General features: G+C 46.9%; 16 protein-coding genes. 7 read left to right on the top strand and 9 right to left on the bottom strand.

Features of this window, described 5'->3' with window-relative positions:
- Window positions 1–11: 11 nt before the first annotated feature.
- Window positions 12–596 carry a Fe-S biogenesis protein NfuA gene (gene nfuA, locus R7044_RS06840; protein ID WP_005379313.1) on the bottom strand — a complete coding sequence of 195 codons (585 nt, stop codon included), beginning with the start codon at window positions 594–596 and terminating at the stop codon, window positions 12–14.
- 97 nt (window positions 597–693) lie between these two features.
- Window positions 694–1,419 (bottom strand): ComF family protein, encoded by a 726-nt coding sequence (locus R7044_RS06845; RefSeq protein ID WP_213964338.1) that lies wholly within the window; start codon window positions 1,417–1,419, stop codon window positions 694–696.
- 84 nt (window positions 1,420–1,503) lie between these two features.
- Between R7044_RS06845 and bioH the strand changes: the two genes are divergently transcribed.
- Both bioH and R7044_RS06855 read left to right on the top strand, forming a co-directional pair.
- Window positions 1,504–2,271, top strand: coding sequence for a pimeloyl-ACP methyl ester esterase BioH (gene bioH, locus R7044_RS06850; RefSeq protein ID WP_225455426.1), 768 nt, complete (start codon window positions 1,504–1,506; stop codon window positions 2,269–2,271).
- 124 nt (window positions 2,272–2,395) lie between these two features.
- Window positions 2,396–2,860 carry a hypothetical protein gene (locus R7044_RS06855; protein WP_005379316.1) on the top strand — a complete coding sequence of 155 codons (465 nt, stop codon included), beginning with the start codon at window positions 2,396–2,398 and terminating at the stop codon, window positions 2,858–2,860.
- Between the two features lie 104 nt (window positions 2,861–2,964).
- On the opposite strand, the gene R7044_RS06860 is transcribed toward R7044_RS06855, so the two are convergent.
- Window positions 2,965–5,286: a Tex family protein gene (locus R7044_RS06860; protein ID WP_225455427.1), complete on the bottom strand. Its 2,322-nt coding sequence runs from the start codon at window positions 5,284–5,286 to the stop codon at window positions 2,965–2,967.
- 229 nt (window positions 5,287–5,515) lie between these two features.
- Here R7044_RS06860 and R7044_RS06865 point away from each other — a divergent pair, with 229 nt between their 5' ends.
- From R7044_RS06865 to envZ, 5 genes are all read left to right on the top strand, one after another.
- Complete coding sequence (locus tag R7044_RS06865) at window positions 5,516–7,396, top strand: ATP-dependent zinc protease (RefSeq protein ID WP_086013892.1); 1,881 nt, start codon at window positions 5,516–5,518, stop codon at window positions 7,394–7,396.
- Window positions 7,397–7,513: 117 nt separating this feature from the next.
- Window positions 7,514–8,005 (top strand): transcription elongation factor GreB, encoded by a 492-nt coding sequence (gene greB, locus R7044_RS06870; protein ID WP_053307281.1) that lies wholly within the window; start codon window positions 7,514–7,516, stop codon window positions 8,003–8,005.
- Between the two features lie 105 nt (window positions 8,006–8,110).
- Complete coding sequence (locus tag R7044_RS06875) at window positions 8,111–8,506, top strand: DUF1090 domain-containing protein (RefSeq protein WP_005379332.1); 396 nt, start codon at window positions 8,111–8,113, stop codon at window positions 8,504–8,506.
- A gap of 129 nt (window positions 8,507–8,635) precedes the next feature.
- Complete coding sequence (gene ompR, locus R7044_RS06880; protein WP_005379333.1) at window positions 8,636–9,355, top strand: two-component system response regulator OmpR; 720 nt, start codon at window positions 8,636–8,638, stop codon at window positions 9,353–9,355.
- A gap of 102 nt (window positions 9,356–9,457) precedes the next feature.
- Window positions 9,458–10,750, top strand: coding sequence for a two-component system sensor histidine kinase EnvZ (envZ, locus tag R7044_RS06885; protein ID WP_017820700.1), 1,293 nt, complete (start codon window positions 9,458–9,460; stop codon window positions 10,748–10,750).
- Between the two features lie 72 nt (window positions 10,751–10,822).
- On the opposite strand, the gene R7044_RS06890 is transcribed toward envZ, so the two are convergent.
- The 6 genes from R7044_RS06890 to gmk form a co-directional block, all read right to left on the bottom strand.
- Complete coding sequence (locus R7044_RS06890) at window positions 10,823–12,211, bottom strand: uracil-xanthine permease family protein (protein ID WP_165401604.1); 1,389 nt, start codon at window positions 12,209–12,211, stop codon at window positions 10,823–10,825.
- Between the two features lie 232 nt (window positions 12,212–12,443).
- Window positions 12,444–14,525 carry an ATP-dependent DNA helicase RecG gene (recG, locus tag R7044_RS06895; RefSeq protein ID WP_205391079.1) on the bottom strand — a complete coding sequence of 694 codons (2,082 nt, stop codon included), beginning with the start codon at window positions 14,523–14,525 and terminating at the stop codon, window positions 12,444–12,446.
- Between the two features lie 253 nt (window positions 14,526–14,778).
- Window positions 14,779–15,462, bottom strand: a complete 684-nt coding sequence (gene trmH, locus R7044_RS06900) for a tRNA (guanosine(18)-2'-O)-methyltransferase TrmH (RefSeq protein WP_017635001.1) — start codon at window positions 15,460–15,462, stop codon at window positions 14,779–14,781.
- A 52-nt stretch (window positions 15,463–15,514) separates the two neighbouring features.
- On the bottom strand, window positions 15,515–17,635 hold the full coding sequence (gene spoT / locus R7044_RS06905; RefSeq protein WP_005379340.1) for a bifunctional GTP diphosphokinase/guanosine-3',5'-bis pyrophosphate 3'-pyrophosphohydrolase: 2,121 nt from the start codon (window positions 17,633–17,635) through the stop codon (window positions 15,515–15,517).
- A 39-nt stretch (window positions 17,636–17,674) separates the two neighbouring features.
- Entirely contained in the window at window positions 17,675–17,947 is a 273-nt protein-coding gene (rpoZ, locus tag R7044_RS06910; protein WP_005379346.1) for a DNA-directed RNA polymerase subunit omega, read from the bottom strand.
- Between the two features lie 181 nt (window positions 17,948–18,128).
- Window positions 18,129–18,752 (bottom strand): guanylate kinase, encoded by a 624-nt coding sequence (gene gmk, locus R7044_RS06915; protein ID WP_005379347.1) that lies wholly within the window; start codon window positions 18,750–18,752, stop codon window positions 18,129–18,131.
- Window positions 18,753–18,983 lie beyond the last annotated feature (231 nt).

Genomic DNA, 18,983 nt, shown 5'->3' on the forward strand with positions numbered 1-18,983 from the left:
AGTGTTTACTCTTAGTAGTAAGAGTGATCACCACGGTCATGTTCTGTAGCATCACGAACTGCGGTTAGTTCACCAATGAACTGGTTTAGCAGCTCTTTCTCGATGCCTTCTTTTAGTGTTACGTCAACCATAGAACAGCCATTACAACCGCCACCAAATGCAACAATCGCAACACCGTCTTCAGTGATCTCAACCAAGTTTACGTGACCACCGTGGCCAGCAAGTTGTGGGTTGACTTGAGTTTGGATAACGTACTCAACGCGCTCAACCAGTGGTGCGTCGTCCGCAACTTTACGCATTTTAGCGTTAGGTGCTTTTAGCGTTAGCTGAGAGCCCATTTTATCGGTAACAAAATCGATTTCAGCGTCTTCAAGGAATGGCAGGCTTAGCTCATCCACGTAAGCTGAAAAACCGCTGTAAGAGAGTTCAGTGTCGGTCGATTCTACTGCTTCTGGTGGGCAGTAAGACACGCCACACTCAGCGTTTTGTGTACCTGGGTTCACAACGAAAATACGAATGTTAGTGCCTTCAGGTTGTTGACCTAAAAGGTTAGCGAAATGCGTTTGCGCAGTTTCTGTAATAGTAATATTTGACACGACGAATACCCGAGTAAATTTGTAGGTTACTGCTGCTATTCTACTCTTGTTGACGTATGGGTCTAGTCTTTTTGATGCTAAGGCATGGCGAAGCGATCTAGAGAGAACGAGGAGCAGGTGTTCTGCAGATGCAGTAAATATCGATGCTTTCTACGCCAACTTCAAGTAGTAAATGACATAATTGTCGGACGGTACTGCCTGTGGTGACTACATCATCGACGATGGCAACATGGGAAGAGTGAGGGCGCTTATTGAGAATAAACGCGCCTTTTAAGTTTTGTTCACGGCTTGTTTTGGTATTACCACGCTGTGATTGGGCGAGCTTTACTCGACGAAAGACCTTCGCATCAAAATTAGTCTGCAATTGCTTGGCGAGGTGTCGGGCTAAAACATCACTTTGATTAAAACCCCGGCGCAGGTAACGCTGCCAGTGCAATGGCACACTGGTAATGATTGGAGCTGGCGTGGTGATGCGCTGTGCCAGTTGCTCGGTTAATGCTTTTACATGCCAAGACTCTCCGTGATCTTTAAAGCGTTGTACTTCCCGTGAAAGGGGAAAGTCGTAATCGCCTAACGTGTATAGCCTTTGCCATGGCGGTGGCTCTGAAAGACATTCACCACAAATACTATCCGTACTCATTTCTTCTTTCTGTAATGATAAACCGCAGCGTTGACATCGTTTTACCGGAGTTAGGTATTTTAAACAGTGCTCGCACCAGCGCAGAGTATTTGTGTGGCTTGGTGTTTGAATAGGGAACCGACACAGGCCGCATTGACTGCTCAATACACGATGCATGATGTTTTGCCAGTGATGAGATAACATAGCGTTTATTCATGATGATATTTTACTCAGCCTAACGCTTGGCTGAAGCCGTAGGGAATAAAATAAGTGGGAGAGATTGAGAGCATGAGCACGAAATTACACTGGCAGTCATTTGGTCAGGGACCAGATTTGGTGTTACTTCATGGGTGGGGCATGAATGGTGCGGTATGGCAGCAGACAGTCGAGTCTCTTCAACCTTATTTCCGAGTTCATGTGGTTGACCTTCCGGGGTACGGACATAGCGCCGAATCTCATGCTGAAGATTTAGACCATATTGCTAACTTGGTGGTGCAAGGTGCGCCAAAGAAAGCGATTTGGCTTGGTTGGTCCCTCGGAGGTTTAGTGGCGACGCATGTGGCATTAAATATGCCCGAGCGCGTGGCTAAGTTGATTACGGTTGCCAGCTCACCTAAATTTGCCGCAGAAAAACCGTGGCGTGGCATTCAACCGAATGTACTGAGTGCGTTCACCTCTCAGTTGCTAGAAGATTTCTCACTGACCATTGAGCGCTTTATGGCGTTGCAAGCGATGGGCAGCCCATCAGCGCGTAAAGACGTTAAACAGCTCAAGCAAGCGGTACTATCGCGCCCTCAGCCAAACCCTGAATCGCTGTTGGTTGGGCTAAACATCCTTGCTGATGTGGATCTGCGCGATGCGTTGACGTCTCTTTCTGTTCCAATGTTGCGTCTTTATGGCCGTTTAGATGGGTTGGTGCCAATTAAAGTAGCTAACGATTTAAGTGAACAGTTGCCTCATACCCAGCAGTTTGTTTTTAATCAGTCCTCTCATGCGCCTTTTATCACCGAACATGACGAATTTTGTGTTCAAATCCGAGAGTTTGCTCACGATTGAGCAAGTACGAGCGGAAATACCTCAAGTTGTTTAAAAAGTGGTCGATATAAAGGCTGGTGAGGTTTTATTAGCCAATAAAGCTAAGCCATATTGACGAGTTGGGCGACTCTGAGGAGGGTTCGCAATGATTGTGTCACCGACCAACGTAAGTGTGCCACTGATCGCCCCATCCGTGAATGTGCAGACGGAACAAGCAGCTCGCGACAATAAAGTCCGAGAGCCTGTAACGCCAACGGTCGCATTGGCCAAAACCAATGCAGAGCGAAAAGTAAAAGGTGACGACAAGCGCCGACGTCAGTCTTCTTGGGATCCTTCAGAGCATCCTGATTATGATATGGAAACGGAAGTCGACACGCGTTATCAAGAAGAGCCGGAAGATACACTAGAACGGCTTTTTAGTTTGCTTGCGCTCAAATCGTATAGTGAAGACCAGGGGAAAGGCTACGCGATCCGCTTTCGCTTACCAAAGCGCATTTTGGATGCTGCGATCAATGAAGGATTAATGGAAAAGCGCAGGAAGGTGATCAAGTTTCATTATGGTCATGCAGTCGCTCCCCATACCCCGTCAGAAGTGATAGCAGTATTATGACGACTCAATATCCTACTCAAACAAAAACGCTCCAAGCAGGTTGACTGATTGGAGCGTTTTCTTTTTAGTTATGAAAGCTCGTTAGCGGTGAAGCCTAGGTAAGGTTACTTTTTCGCTTTAGCAAACGCTGCAGCAAACGCACCGCCCATCGCGCTGTTCGATGACGAATCATCACGGCGAGGCTGACGACGCTGCGGTTGGTCATTACGACGTGGCGCTGCTGATGAGCGTTGGCTGCGGTTGTCTTGACCCGGTTCGTCGTTCATACGCATCGATAGACCAATGCGCTTACGCTGCACGTCCACTTCCATCACTTTCACTTTGACGATGTCGCCTGCTTTCACCACTTCACGTGGGTCAGACACATAACGCTCTGTCAGTGCAGAAATATGCACAAGACCATCTTGGTGAACGCCGATATCAACGAAGGCACCGAAGTTGGCTACGTTAGACACCACGCCTTCTAGAATCATGCCCGGTTCCAAGTCAGATACCGAGTTTACACCTTCTGCAAAGGTCGCCGTTTTGAATTCTGGACGTGGGTCACGACCCGGCTTGTCTAACTCTTTGATGATGTCTGTAATGGTTGGAACGCCGAAGTTATCGTCGGTGTAATCGACCGCATGCAGACCTTTAAGGAAGCTTGAATCACCAATCAGTGCTTTGATATCTTTGTTGTTCTTCTCAGAAATCGCTTTGACCACTGGGTACGCTTCTGGGTGAACCGCAGACGCATCAAGTGGGTTCTTACCATCCATAATACGCAGGAAGCCCGCACACTGCTCGAACGCCTTAGGACCTAAACGAGGTACTTTCTTCAAGGTTGTACGTGCTTCGAAGCGGCCGTTCTCATCGCGGAAGTCGACAATGTTCTGCGCGATGGTGCTTGATAAGCCTGCTACGCGCGTCAGTAGCGCCGCAGAAGCAGTGTTCACATCAACACCAACCGCGTTTACACAGTCTTCCACAATCGCATCTAGGCGTTTTGCCAACATAGATTGGCTTACATCGTGCTGGTATTGACCCACACCAATAGATTTCGGATCAATTTTCACGAGTTCAGCCAATGGATCTTGCAAACGACGTGCAATCGACACTGCACCACGCAGTGATACGTCCATATTCGGGAACTCTTTTGCTGCAAGCTCAGACGCTGAGTAAACCGAAGCCCCTGCTTCACTTACGATGATCTTCTGAACTTTCAGGTTGCCACGTTTGATGACGTCTGCGACAAAGCTGTCGGTTTCACGTGAAGCCGTACCGTTACCAATCGCAATCAAATCCACGTTGTACTTACGCACCAACTGCTCAACGATTTGTGCTGACTTGTCGTATTGTTTTTGTGGTGGGTGAGGGTAGATGGTTTCGGTTGCAAGCACTTTACCTGTTGAGTCGACAACCGCGATTTTTGAACCTGTACGCAGACCCGGATCTAGACCAAGTGTTGCACGAGGGCCAGCCGGTGCTGCCATCAACAAGTCTTTGAGGTTAGTGGCGAATACTTCAATCGCTTCGATTTCAGCGCGCTCTTTCATTGCGCCCATTAGCTCGGTTTCCATGTGCATCGATACTTTGATGCGCCATGCCCAGCTGATCACTTGCTTACGCCAGGTATCCGCCGGTGCGCTGCTTAGCGTCACGCCATAATGGTCTGCGATAATCGTTTCGCAGTAAGACTGACGAGCGCCTTCTTCCTGTTCTGGATCAGCATTCATTGCCAATGTCAGGAAGCCTTCGTTACGGCCACGCAACATCGCCAGTGCGCGGTGCGATGGCACTTTGCTTAGGGGCTCGTTGTGGTTGAAGTAATCTTTAAACTTCTCGCCTTCTTGCTCTTTGCCTTCAACGACTCGTGAGACCAGTTCCGCATTGCGATTTAAGTGGTTGCGAATTTTTTCCAGTAAGTTTGCGTCTTCTGCGATGCGCTCCATGATGATCGCGCGAGCGCCATCCAATGCAGCTTTGGTGTCTGCGATGCCTTTGTCTGCATCAAGGTATTTGCTTGCTTCGCTTTCTGGCTCGGTTTGTGGATGATTCCAAAGCTGATCTGCGAGCGGCTCAAGACCAGCCTCAATCGCGATCTGACCTTTCGTACGACGCTTGGGTTTGTAAGGTAGGTATAAGTCTTCAAGACGAGTTTTGCTGTCTGCCTGCGCGATCTCTTGTTCTAGCTCTGGCGTCAGTTTGCCTTGCTCTTGGATTGATTTGAGGATGGTTTGGCGGCGATCATCCATTTCACGAAGGTAAGACAGACGGCTGTCCAAAGTACGCAGCTGGGTATCATCAAGGCCCCCCGTCACCTCTTTGCGGTAACGTGCAATAAAAGGGACAGTGTTGCCATCATCAATTAGGGTGACAGCGGCGTTGACTTGCTCTGGGCGAACATTCAGTTCTTGAGCAATCATGCGACAGATAGCTTGGCTCATCCGTGTTTTCTCTTTTAATTCAGTTTTGGTTGTATAGAACATTGGGGTCGTTCGAAGAATTTGCAATGTTTTAAATTAACGAGGCAAAAATTTACCGGGCGCTGGTGGACATCAGTCAGATTTATGTCAAAACTGTAATTAAATTGAGAACTTATATCCGCAGTTATCGACTAACCTAATTCCACGGTTGTTGATATCACTAAATGTACCTCGGCTTATACGGATAATCATGATGAAAAAAATGTCTTTGGCGTTAGCGCTTACGAGTGCCTTACTTGTCGCCCCGCTTAGTTGGGCGCAGTCTATCTCAGGAACCACACAAGCTCCCGTTTATCAGCTCGATAACAAATTGGTACTAGGGCGTGTGGAGAGCGTCTACTACAGTGACATTCCGGAACTAAAAGCGGTGCCATTTATTGGCAAGATTGATACTGGTGCAGATACGACATCGATGCATGCGGAGAATATCCATGTCAGTAGCTCACACCCAGATTACCAAGATTTGAAAGATAACGAGTTACTTTGGGCGATTGTCGATGACTTAGGTGGTACGAAGGCAAAGTGGGACGCCGACAGCTTTAAGCCATATCAAGTAAAGGTTAGCTTTACGGTTCCTCACCCTTATACAGGGAAGGAAATACAGATTACCGATGATCTGGAAAGAGTGAGCGCGATTCGCAGTCGAACAAGCAAAAAGCCCATCCTACGCCCGACAATAAAAATGCCGATGACAATCGCTGGTCACACCGTTGATACGGAAGTGAACCTGACCAAGCGTACGCAATTCTCTTCTCCTATCTTGATTGGTAAAACCTATCTCGATGATAACGCATGGGTCTTCGCTGGTTACGATTACCTTCAAGAACAGCCACGCGCAAAAATGATTGGCAAAAAAGAGACGGTTGAAGTCGAAGGTGTGCCATATAAGATCAGCATCTCAACTTCTAGCCGTTATACCAACGTCCATGCACTGGACATCAAGGTAGACAAAAAGCATAACGAAGTCTCTTTTATGTTAGAGGGCGAGAATGGCAAGCGTCATCCAATGACATTACCCTTGGTACGAATGCTGAAAACGACCAAAAGCGAGCGCCCTTTAGTCTATTTACCCGTCAAAGTCGGCGAAAATGAAACTCAACGTTGGTTGGTGTATCTGCGTGATCGCAGTAAGTTCAGTTCGCAAATTCGCTTAGGTCGGGACGTCGCGAGTCAGCACTTTGTTATTGATACGGACAGAGAAAATCTACTGGGTGGCGTAGAAAAAACGTTCAAAAGCGCACTCAAATCAAAACCTCTTGTCGTTTCACCAGAAGAACAGGTCACCATTGATGGTTATACCGTCCCTGCTTACCCCACTTTTACTGTGAAAACGCCATTACTGCGTGTAAATGGGTTTGAAGTAACAGAAAAAGGTAAGGATGAATCCGTCACGTTTTATTTAATGAACGATGAGGGGAAAGAAGAAAAAATCACCAAACCAGTGTTGAAAAAGCTCAAGGTTGGCAGCGCGGTTCGCCCTGTTGTCGAAGGAGACTTTCTTCTCGGTAGAAAAGACACATCAATGAAGTTTGCGCTCGATGTGCTTGATGAGGGTGACACTCAACCCTTTTTCGTCTTTGGTCATGACATAGCCAAGGGTGGTGTGTTACTGAACACTCGCGCAGACCATCTACTAGATGCAAGGCCACTTTTCAAAGCTGGCCATATCGAAGTGGCTGAAGTTGAGGGGATGTCTTTCCCTGTGAAGTTAGACACGGGTGCAGATGTAAGCTCAATCAATGCTAAGAACATCAAGCAGTTTAAGAAAGACGGCAAAGACATGGTGAGCTTTACCTATGAGAACGATCTTGGCATGAAACAGGCGTTTACCAAGCCTGTTGTTGATGTCATGCGTATTAAAGCGAAGAAAGGCGAGAAAGCGAACGTACGCCCTGTGGTTGAAATGCATGTTAAGCTTGGCGAATTAGAGAAGAAGATCCGAGTCAACTTACAGGACCGAGGTCGCTTCCATTACAGCATGATTTTAGGTAAAAACTTCCTAAAACATGGCGCGGTTGTTTCGAGTGATACGAATTACATCGTGACGCAAAAACCGGATTACGAAAAGTAACACTCTGGCCGCCTTATCACCTTGATACCCAAAGCCTGAACAACATTGGATCTTTGGGTATATCATCTCCTTAATGCTGCCAAAGAGCAGCATTTTTTAGTTGAGATAGGAGTTAATTTGAAAACTAAGCTGATTACACGAGAAGGTTACAACAAACTCAAACAAGAGCATGATTACCTTTGGAATGAAAAGCGCCCGGAAATCACCAAGATCGTCACTTGGGCGGCGAGCCTGGGCGATCGCTCAGAAAATGCGGATTACACCTTCAATAAACGTTTACTCCGTCAGATCGACCGTCGTGTCCGCTTCCTTCGTAAATTCCTGCCAGAAGTCACGATCGTTGACTATTCTCCGCAACAAGAAGGCAAAGTCTTTTTTGGTGCATGGGTGGAAATAGAAAATGAGGCAGGAGAAGTGAAAAAGTTTCGTATTGTCGGGCCTGAAGAGATTTATGGCGATGCGAAAGACTACATCTCTATCGATTCACCTATGGCGCGAGCGATGTTGAAAAAACAAGTGGATGAAGAGTTCACGGTACGCACCCCAGAAGGTGAAAAAGAGTGGTTCATCAACTCAATTGAATATATTCAACCGGCCTCGGAAGACTGAGGCTTTATCACCGATTCAAGTCTCATGAAGTTCACTAGGAGTGACTTGGGTCTCAACGTCAGAATATTTGGTATAAAGGCATGGTGCCTTTCTCGGAGAAGTAAAATGAACAAAGCAGTCATGTGTAGTGCTGCACTAACAATAGGTTTCTCACTTTCAGTTTTTGCTCAAGATGAAGTGAAAGGCTGTGACGCTAAAGAGTTAGCGGTAGAGCAGCAGCTCGAGTATGCAAAAGCGCAAGGTAATGAACATCGAATTAAAGGCTTGGAGCAAGCACTTTCCGCTATCCAGAATGAATGCTCGGAAGGTGAGCTGCGCCAAGAGCTGCAAACAGAAGTGGAAGAAAAGACTAAAGAAGTTGAGGAGCGAGAGGAAGAATTAGTCGAAGCTCAGCATTCAGGGAAAGCAGACAAAATTGAGAAAAAACGTCACAAGCTGGCTGAGGCACAGCAAGAGCTGCTTGAGGCCAAACGTGAACTGGAATGGAATTATGGTCAATAGTAGGTGCTGAAAATACCTGCTAGAGAGAGAATAAAGCGCTTAAGATAAAAAGAGTAACAATTTGCTTGAGCACGTTAGGAAAAACAGTGATACATTTTCGACAATAGACGCTTCTGAAAGGATGTTTCAATGCAAGAAAATCATAAAATTTTAGTGGTTGATGACGATGCTCGTTTACGTGCTCTATTGGAGCGTTACCTTTCTGAGCAAGGTTTTCAGGTACGAAGTGTCGCCAATGGCGAACAGATGGATCGCCTACTAACGCGCGAAAACTTTCACTTAATGGTGCTGGACCTAATGTTGCCAGGTGAAGACGGTTTGTCAATTTGTCGTCGTCTACGCCACGCGAACAATATGTTGCCAATCTTAATGCTCACCGCGAAAGGTGATGAAGTGGACCGCATCGTAGGTCTTGAGGTAGGGGCGGATGATTATTTGCCAAAACCGTTTAACCCACGCGAATTATTGGCTCGCATCAAGGCCGTATTACGCCGCCAAACTGTAGAGTTGCCGGGTGCACCAAGCACGGAAGAAAAAGTGGTGGAGTTCGGGGAGTTCCGACTCAATCTAGGCACTCGCGAGATGTTCCGCGGTGACGAGGCAATGCCACTCACCTCTGGAGAGTTTGCTGTTCTAAAGGCGCTCGTGATGAATGCACGTGAGCCAATGTCACGAGACAAATTGATGAACATGGCGCGTGGCCGTGAATATTCTGCAATGGAACGTTCTATTGACGTACAAATCTCACGTTTACGTCGCATGTTAGAAGACGATCCGAGCAAGCCGCGCTACATTCAAACCGTATGGGGCCTAGGTTATGTTTTCGTCCCAGACGGCAAAGAGGTGTAACCTCTTCACTCCATAGCCAGCACTTGGCTATAGCAACTTCAGCCTTCATTACCTTCCCTTTGAAGGCTGAAATTTCGCGATTAGGACCACTAGGAACGTTCCATGCGCATCCGAAGTTCACTGACACAATCTATTCTGCTGTTCATCTCTTTGCTTCTCGCGAGCCAAGTTTTCTCTTACTACGCCGTTTTTAACTACGCGTTGATGCCGAGTTTGCAGCAGTTCAATAAAATTCTCGCCCATGAGCTCAATTTGGTGCTTGATGATGAAGGACCTTTAAAGTCTGATGCACCGTTAAGGCGTCAATTATTAGAAAGATTAGGGGTGACGGTTCACAGCCTTGACAGCGATAAGGCGATTGAATTTCATCACGCAATGTCGATTGATTTGATGTCTGAAGAAATGAGCCAAGAGCTAGGTTCGCCCACCGAAGTACGCTTATTGCTTGGCGATGAAAGTTACATTTTGTGGATGCACATCGAAAAGTTGCCGAACTCCATCATTCGTATTCCGTTATCTGAGCTGCAAGAAGAAGATTTTGCACCGCTGTTTCGTAACAGTTTGATTATGGCGCTGCTGATCATTGCTGGTGGTTGGTTGTTTATTCGTTTGCAAAACCGTCCACTTTTGGCTTTAGAGAGAGCCGCGAAAGACGTCGGTCGAGGCGAAATCCCGCCCCCCTTAGCAGAGAAAGGCGCATCGGAGATTCGCTCTGTAACTCGAGCCTTTAATCAAATGTCGAAAGGTATTCAAGAGCTAGAAGAAGACCGAGCCTTATTAATGGCGGGGATTAGCCATGACTTACGAACGCCTCTGACGCGTATTCGCCTAGCGACAGAAATGATGTCTCCTGAGGACAGCTATCTTGCGGAGGGGATCATTAGCGATACGGAAGAATGCAATGAGATCATCAGTCAGTTTATGGATTATCTCAAACCGGTGAACCAAGAATCGTTTGAAGCGGTTGATATCAGTACGATTGCCAGTGACGTCGCCAGTTCTGAAGGTGGTTATGAGGTTGAAATTGAAACAGATCTTAATCTTAACTTGCCGCCAGCCAAAGGAAGCGCGATTGCGATTAAGAGGGCGATCAGTAACTTAGTTGTGAATGCGCTACGTTATGGTAATGGCTGGGTCAAAATCAGCACTGGTGTGACAGCAGATAAGCAGCTAGTGTGGATTTCAGTAGAGGACAACGGACCGGGTATCGAGCATTCTCAAATCGCGAGGTTATTTGAACCCTTTACGCGTGGTGACACCGCTCGCGGTAGTGAAGGCACTGGGCTAGGGTTGGCGATTGTGAAGCGTATAATCAGCCAGCATTCAGGCTCTGTAGTGATGCGTAATCGCAGTGAAGGCGGTTTAATCGCTCAAATCAGCTTTCCTACCAAGTAAGTCGATGGCCCGCACCCTTTCAAACAAAAAGCCCAACCTAAATAGGTTGGGCTTTTCTTATTCTCAATAATCTTAAGACTCTTTCACTTCCTGAGGAAGTTCATCTTCGTCTTCCAGTTTCTCTGGCAGAAGTAGATTTAAAATGATCGCTGTGATGCCACCTGCTGCAACACCAGTTGAGAAAATACTCTTAATAAATTCTGGCATAAATTGCAGGATCTCTGGTTTTTGTGCGATACCAAGTCCCATTGAGAAGGATAAGGCCATGATCAGAATTGCGCGGCGATCGAGCTCAACACGAGAGATAATACGCACACCAGCGGCAGCAATCGTACCAAACATGACAATCGTTGCGCCGCCAAGTACTGGCTCAGGAATCAACTGAACAAAGCTAGCGACGCCAGGAAACAAGCCAAGAATCACTAACATGCCTGAAATAAAGTAACCCACGTAGCGGCTCGCGACTCCTGTTAGCATGATGATGCCGTTATTCTGGCTAAACGTTGAGTTCGGGAAGCTGTTGAAAACGGCTGCGATTGCAGAGTTTAAGCCGTCTGCTAACACACCGCCCTTAATGCGTTTCATGTACACTGGGCCTTTTACTGGCTCACCAGACACTTCAGATGTTGCGGTAATATCACCGATGGCCTCTAGTGCGGTAATAAAGAAAATCAGTACCAGCGGAATGAACAGAGACCAGTCAAACGATAAGCCATATTGCATTGGTACGGGCAGTGCTACGATCTCAGTTGCGCCTAGCTGAGAAGTATCTACCATCCCCATAAAATACGCCATGATGTAGCCCACTAGCATCGCAATCACGATTGAAGCCACACGGATGTATGGGTTTTTCGAGCGGTTTAAAATCACAATTAATCCAAGTACCGTCCCAGCCAGAGCAAGTTTGTCTAAGCTGCCGAAGGTTCCTTCATTTAATGCTGCGTAGCCACCGCCCATTGATACTAAGCCGACTTGAATCAGTGTGAGACCGATAAGAGTGACGACGATGCCTGAAACGAGCGGAGTGATGATTCGGCGGGCATGATCCAATACGCGAGATAGGAAAATTTCTGCAAATGATGCGACTAAAATCGTACCAAAAATGGCAGCCATCATGGTGCTGATGTCTGCTCCACCGGCTTTCAGCGATAGGCCTGCTCCAATAATAGGACCTAAAAAGTTAAAGCTGGTGCCTTGAACAGAGAGCAAACCAGAGCCAATTGGGCCAACGGTGCGAATTTGAATAAACGAAGACACGCCTGACGCAAACAAAGACATGCTGATGATGGTATTCGTTTGGTCTGCTGGTACACCCAAAGACTGACAGATGATCAGTGAGGGAGTGATAACCGCGACGAACATCGCCAATAAGTGCTGAAGTGCGGCAAAAATGGTTTGAGGCAAAGGTGGTCGATCGTTGAGTTGATAGACCAGTTCCGAAGATCGGTTTGAAGTTGTCATTGTTTGTCTCGCTAGTCGCAATATTTCCCTAGTTCTCGCTGAATGGGAGAGCAGGGTGGAGTTGACGTCGTTACCTGTGATTGCTGTTAATCAGAGTCAACTCAGGTTGGTGGAGTGTGATCTAACACACTTAAAAATTTGTGCGCGATTATAGAGAGATTTACTCAAAAAGCAAACGTTTGCTTTGTTTTTGGCGCATTAAAAAACGAGCCATTTGGCTCGCTTTCAATCATTACGCTTTGGAGTAAATATCCCGCTCACCCAACCAGCGATCGATAATCGCTGTTGCGTTAGTCGGGTAATTGTCATGAATATGACGCGCAATACGCTGAACTTCGGGAATCAGGCGTTGATCTCGAACTAAGTCTGCGATTTTGAAATCAGCAAGACCTGTCTGCTTTGTACCCAATAGTTCTCCAGGGCCACGAATTTCTAGGTCTTTCTGCGCAATGACGAAGCCATCGTTACTTTCACGTAGTACTCCGAGACGTTTTTGCGCGGTTTTTGACAGCGGAGAGTGGTACAGCAGCACACAATGGCTAGCAACGGAACCTCGGCCCACGCGACCTCTTAACTGGTGTAATTGTGCCAAACCAAGACGTTCAGGGTTTTCTATGATCATCAAGCTAGAGTTTGGCACATCCACACCAACTTCAATCACTGTCGTTGCGACCAGCAAATGCAGTTTATTGTCTTTGAAATCTTGCATCACCGCTTGTTTCTCTGCCGGCTTCATTCGTCCGTGTACTAGACCAATTTTTACGTCCGGTAGCTTACGTTGAAGCTCTTCAGCGGTATCTGCCGCGGCTTGCGCTTCTAATACTTCCGACTCATCAATCAGAGTACACACCCAATATGCCTGCTTGCCTTCGTTTAAGCAGGCATTTCGGACACGCTCGACGATGTCGTCACGTTTTGTATCTGGAATGGCAACGGTTTGAATCGGCGTTCGACCCGGTGGTAGCTCGTCAATCACGGAAGTTTCCAGATCGGCGTAAGCGGTCATAGCTAAGGTGCGAGGAATAGGCGTCGCCGTCATGATCAACTGATGTGGGTAGGCGCCTTGTTTTGCGCCTTTTTCACGCAATTCTAATCGCTGATGGACACCGAAGCGGTGCTGTTCATCAATGATGACCAAAGCAAGGTGATGAAATTCAACGTGCTCTTGGAATAGCGCGTGAGTACCCACTACCATTTGTGCTTCACCACTGGCAATACGAGCCAGCTCGGCTTCCTTTGCCTTACCTTTGAGTTTACCCGCTAACCAACCGACTTGAATGCCCATGGTTTCAAACCAGTTTGCGAAGTTGATAGCGTGTTGCTCGGCCAATAGTTCGGTTGGCGCCATGAGTGCCACCTGATGGCCATGCTCAATGGCTCTAACAGCGGCCAAAGCGGCAACCAACGTTTTCCCCGAACCAACATCGCCTTGCACTAATCGCATCATTGGGTGCGGTTTTTCTAGATCGGCTTCAATCTCTTGTACTACTCGGGTTTGAGCGTTTGTAGGAGAGAAAGGCAGTTGGGCTAAAAGCTGCGTTTTTAGTTTATTACAAGGACCGAGAGGTAGCGCTGAATCCTTCTGACCTTTGCTACGCACCGCCAGCATCGATAAGTTTTGTGCTAGCAATTCTTCCATAATTAAGCGGATTTGGGCAGGATGTTTGCCTTCGTCAAACTCATCTAAATTAATGGTTGGTGGTGGGCGATGAATGGTGTGCAGCGCTTGCGACATCGTGATTTGATGGTCATACAACCCAGCTGGAAGTAATTCCTGCACTGCGGTTTTATCAAGCAGGGCTAAAGCTTGTTCGGTAAGGTTGCGCAATGTGATTTGGCGTAAACCATCTGTAGTGGGATAAACAGGAGTTAAGCTCTGTTCTACATCGGGCTTTTGCTCGCTAACGTAAAACTTGTAGTCAGGATGAACAATTTCCAAACCCATGCCACCGCGCTTAATTTCACCGTAAGCATGTACTAACTTACCTTGCGTGAAATTGTTCTTCATGGCTGCGGTAAAGTTGAAAAAGCGCAGCGTGATAGTGCCATTACCGTCGCTGATTTTTACCGTTAGCATTTTGCGCTTACCGAAGATGGTGTCGACTGCCATGACCTTACCTTGCACGGCCGCCCAAAGGCCAGCATGCAGTTTGGCAATAGGGTAAATACGAGTACGATCTTCGTAGCGTAACGGAAGGTGAAACAGCAAATCTTGAACGCTATGTAAGCCAACTTTGGCGAGTTTTTCTGCGACTTTCGCGCCAACTCCAGAAAGGGAGGTTAATGGGACGGCAGATAACATTTGGGCGGACATAGAGGGCTCAAGAAAATGGTTAACATAGCAGTATGTTAACCATGGAGCTGTGTTTTTGTACAGGAAAAAATAGTCATGCTTTAGTTAGTGTCATGATTTGACTGATAACCTATCATTCCGAGGAGCTTTAGCGACATCAGGATTCTATTTCCAACAAGTATGTCGCTGAAGTTAACACAATCAGCATCTGTATATTTGAGAATTAGATCCTGAACCACGCTCCTTCGCCGCCGTTCAGGATGACGAAAGTCTGTTACTTGCTTTGCATCTCTTGCCACCACGCGTCATCGGCGATGATTTGACCTTCTTCATCGAGTGGTGGGTAAACGAGCCCTTTTCGTTTCGCGACCTTTGCCAGCACTGGGTGACCACGTTCAAAGAGAATACGGTTGATTGTCTCTTTAGGCAGAGCGCTTTCTTCTCGGTCGTACATGCCTGCGGCTTCACGTTGACGTTGCGCTTCATACAAAATTACGGCACTGGCAACCGATACGTTTAGTGACTGCACCATGCCCACCATTGGGATAATAATGTCTTGATCGGCAAGCTGTTTGGCTTGCTCCGAAGCGCCAACTTTTTCACTGCCTAAAATGATTGCCGTTGGTCTGGTGTAGTCGATCTCGCGAAAATCGACGGCGGTGTCCGAAAGATTGGTCACCAAAACCTGCATACCTTGCGCTTTGAGTTCGGTAATCGCAGTTTCAATCGAATCGTGAGTATCCACTTCAACCCAGTTACGCGCGCCAGCTGAGGTATGGCTCAGCGTACGCATTTTGTCTGGCCAAATTGCGTGAACTTTGTGTAAGCCTGTCGCGTCAGCGGTGCGGATCACAGCAGAGACGTTGTTTGGCTTATGTACTTCTTCGAGACAAAGTGTCAGATCAGTTTGGCGAGTTTTTAGGACTTGGTGAATACGGTTGTAACGTTCTAGGTTCATATTTATTGAGGTATAAAAAATCGCCACCTAACAGAGTAGGTGGCGATAGAGGTTAGTTCTTTCTGCGTCTGACTCGGGTTGCTTGAGGCATTGCCTTAATCTTACGCATGATACCAGCAAGGTGGACACGATCTTTCGTCGTCAACAGCACAGTCACAGTGTATAGACGACCATCACGTTCTTCCGTTGAAAGGCCATGAATGTTTGATCCTGTTTTCGAGATCACGTTGGTCAGTTCTGCAAGAGCACCTTGGTTGTTAAGCATGTCGACTTTAAGTTCAGCAATGAACTCTTTATCGTAGTCTTCAGACCAAGCGACAGCCATATAACGGTCTGGCTCTTTCTGATAACCACGAACGTTCGGACATGTTTCTCGGTGAACAACCAAACCACGACCAGGCGATACGTGAGCAATAATGTGATCATCTGGGATAGGATGACAACAATTTGCAAACGTCAGCAATAAGCCTTCTGCGCCACGAATCGGAAGCTTCTTCTTCGAGTCCGTTGGGATTGAACTTGTTGTCGTGAGCTCTTCGGTGTCACCAAGGAGACGACGTGCGATCACAATGCTCATCAACTCACCCAATCCAATAGCAGCCAATAAATCATCGATGCTTTCTAGGCGAAGATCATTCAAGACTTCTTGGATATTTTCTGGATAAATTGAATCAATCGAGTGACGGCCAAGTGCGTGATTAAGTAGGCGACGACCTAAAGTAATCGACTCTTCACGACGCATCGTTTTCAGTACTTGTCGAATCTTAGTGCGGGCACGAGAAGTCACGACATAGTTTAGCCATGCCGCATTCGGACGCGCACCAGGGGCACTGATAATTTCCACCGTCTGACCGTTTTTCAATGCCTTACTCAATGGGTAAGGGTTACGGTCAACACGAGCACCAACACAAGAGTTGCCTACATCGGTATGTACGGCATAGGCAAAGTCGACAGCCGTTGCGCCTAAAGGCAATTCAACGATACGACCTTTTGGTGTGAAGACGTAAATCTCATCTGGGAAAAGATCGGATTTTACGTTTTCAATGAATTCGAATGAGTTACCCGCGCTTTGTTGTAGCTCTAACAGGCTTTGCATCCAACGCTGAGCTTTCACTTGCGCAGTGGTACCAGACTTGTCGCCTTTGTCTTTGTAAGACCAGTGTGCCGCGACACCTTTGTCCGCCATTTGATCCATATCTTCAGTACGGATCTGAACTTCAACAGGTACGCCGTGTGGGCCAACCATGGAAGTGTGTAGCGATTGATAGCCGTTCGCCTTTGGTACCGCGATGTAATCTTTCATGCGACCAGGACGTGGCTTATACAAGCTGTGTACTTGGCCTAAAACGCGATAACAAGTATCAGCGGTATCAACAACGACTCGGAACGCATAGATATCCATGATGGTGTGAAAGCGCTGTTCTTTGGTTTTCATCTTGTTGTAGATAGAGAACAGGTTTTTCTCACGACCAACGACGCGAGCATTCAAGCCAAAATCTTGCAGACGGCCTTCTATTTCGCTGTGAATGCGTTGGATCATCTCTTTACGATTACCACGTGCGGCTTTAACCACTTCTTTCAGTACGCGGTAGCGGTTGGGATATAGCGCCTCAAAGCCCAACTCTTCGAGTTCGGTTTTGATATTGTGAATACCAAGACGATGAGCGAGGGGCGCGTAAATTTCTAACGTTTCACGAGCAATACGACGCTTTTTATCTGGTCGAAGCGCGCCAAGCGTACGCATGTTGTGCGTGCGGTCAGCCAGTTTGATCAGAATGACGCGGATATCTTGCACCATGGCCAGAACCATCTTACGAAAGTTCTCAGCCTGAGCCTCTTTCCTATCGCGGAATTTGAGTTTGTCCAGTTTAGATACACCATCAACCAATTCTGCGACAGTGTTGCCGAATTTCTCTTCGAGATCTTCTTTAGTTACATCACAGTCTTCAATGACGTCATGCAGCAAAGCAGCTTGGAGGGTTTCGATATCAAGGCGCATTTCGGCCAAGATACGAGCCACAGCGACAGGGTGGATGATGTATGGTTCACCGCTAGAGCGGGTTTGCCCTTCATGGGCATCTCTCGCTACCACATAAGATTGACGCAGAGCCTCAATCTGAGGCTCTGTTAGGTATTCTTGGGCAACGTCTTTGAGGCTATCGAATAGATACAAATTATAGGCCCGGGAGGTTGTTGAATTCTAAAGTCAGAATTAACGGTTGTGAGCGATGCTGCTTACTGCCGCTAGCTCTGCCGCTTCTTGCTCTTGCTGTTCTTGACGTTCACGAGCGTCTAGAACTTCTTTAGTAATTAAACCTTCTTCGATTTCGCGTAGAGCGATAACCGTTGGCTTATCGTTCTCTTCTGGCACTAGTGCATCTTTACCGCCAGTTTGCATTTGACGAGCGCGGCGAGCCGCAATCAGTACTAGGTCGAAACGGTTGCCAACTTTTTCAACAGCGTCTTGAACAGTTACGCGTGCCATGAGGACTCCAAATAGTTAACTAAAATTTTAGAATGACGAGAAAGTATACAACCTAACTACTTTATTTACTAGCAATTAGACAAGCCACCGTTTGTGGACTTTCTCAGGTAGTTTATTGTGTTTTTCGCACTGGGCAAAAAACGGGAAATTCTTTATGTTTTACAGCGTGACTTTTTTGAAGTTACTCTGCTAACAACGCGTCAAGCATACCTTTATATTTAGCAGCTTGCTTTTCTTCCTTCAATCTTTCAGCACGCAAGATAGCTTTAAAATCCATCAAAGCGGTATCAAAATCGTCGTTTACGATCACGTAGTCGTACTCGTTGTAATGAGAGATTTCCGACTTGGCTTCAGCCATACGCTTTGCGATCACTTCATCGCTATCTTGACCACGAGTGTTCAAGCGACGCTCTAACTCACCGTTTGATGGTGGCAGGATGAAGATGCTTTTGGCTTCTGGCATTTGTTCACGGATTTGGCGTGCGCCTTGCCAGTCGATATCTAGAAAAACGTCGATACCTTTATTTAGTGTTTCTTCAATCCATACACGAGATGTGCCGTAATAATTACCAAACACTTCTGCGTATTCTAGGAAGTCACCTTTAGCGATCAGGGCTTCAAACTCATCTTTCGCTACAAAATGGTAGTGGACACCATTTTCTTCACCAGGTCGCATGTTGCGCGTGGTGTGAGACACAGACACTTTCATTGCGTAGGTTGGGTTGCGTTCCAACATCGCTGAGATCAAGCTAGATTTACCTGCGCCGCTAGGTGCAGATACGATATAGAGAGTACCTTTGCCCATTGTACTGTTCCACTTTTGATTGGATTGATTGAGTGCCGAAGGAAAGTTCGACATTCTTATAACGATAGCACTGGCATTGAGAAATCAACCACCAAAGGGGTGGATATTGGTGATAATCCCGCCAGAAAAATGGAGGCGAAGAGTATCATGATCTCTATTTTGTTACCAGTTGATCTTTCTGTCTGTGATCGTCTCAGATGAAATAGTTACTTACGCCAGAGTGTTCCTAAA

Source organism: Vibrio sp. 1402 (genome assembly GCF_033340275.1).

Coding starts and splice junctions, on each gene's coding strand:
- R7044_RS06845 (WP_213964338.1), bottom strand. CDS start 1,419: ATGTTATCTCATCACTGGCAAAACATCATGCATCGTGTATTGAGCAGT.
- bioH (WP_225455426.1), top strand. CDS start 1,504: ATGAGCACGAAATTACACTGGCAGTCATTTGGTCAGGGACCAGATTTG.
- R7044_RS06855 (WP_005379316.1), top strand. CDS start 2,396: ATGATTGTGTCACCGACCAACGTAAGTGTGCCACTGATCGCCCCATCC.
- R7044_RS06860 (WP_225455427.1), bottom strand. CDS start 5,286: ATGAGCCAAGCTATCTGTCGCATGATTGCTCAAGAACTGAATGTTCGC.
- R7044_RS06865 (WP_086013892.1), top strand. CDS start 5,516: ATGATGAAAAAAATGTCTTTGGCGTTAGCGCTTACGAGTGCCTTACTT.
- R7044_RS06875 (WP_005379332.1), top strand. CDS start 8,111: ATGAACAAAGCAGTCATGTGTAGTGCTGCACTAACAATAGGTTTCTCA.
- ompR (WP_005379333.1), top strand. CDS start 8,636: ATGCAAGAAAATCATAAAATTTTAGTGGTTGATGACGATGCTCGTTTA.
- envZ (WP_017820700.1), top strand. CDS start 9,458: ATGCGCATCCGAAGTTCACTGACACAATCTATTCTGCTGTTCATCTCT.
- R7044_RS06890 (WP_165401604.1), bottom strand. CDS start 12,211: ATGACAACTTCAAACCGATCTTCGGAACTGGTCTATCAACTCAACGAT.
- recG (WP_205391079.1), bottom strand. CDS start 14,525: ATGTCCGCCCAAATGTTATCTGCCGTCCCATTAACCTCCCTTTCTGGA.
- trmH (WP_017635001.1), bottom strand. CDS start 15,462: ATGAACCTAGAACGTTACAACCGTATTCACCAAGTCCTAAAAACTCGC.
- rpoZ (WP_005379346.1), bottom strand. CDS start 17,947: ATGGCACGCGTAACTGTTCAAGACGCTGTTGAAAAAGTTGGCAACCGT.
- gmk (WP_005379347.1), bottom strand. CDS start 18,752: ATGGGCAAAGGTACTCTCTATATCGTATCTGCACCTAGCGGCGCAGGT.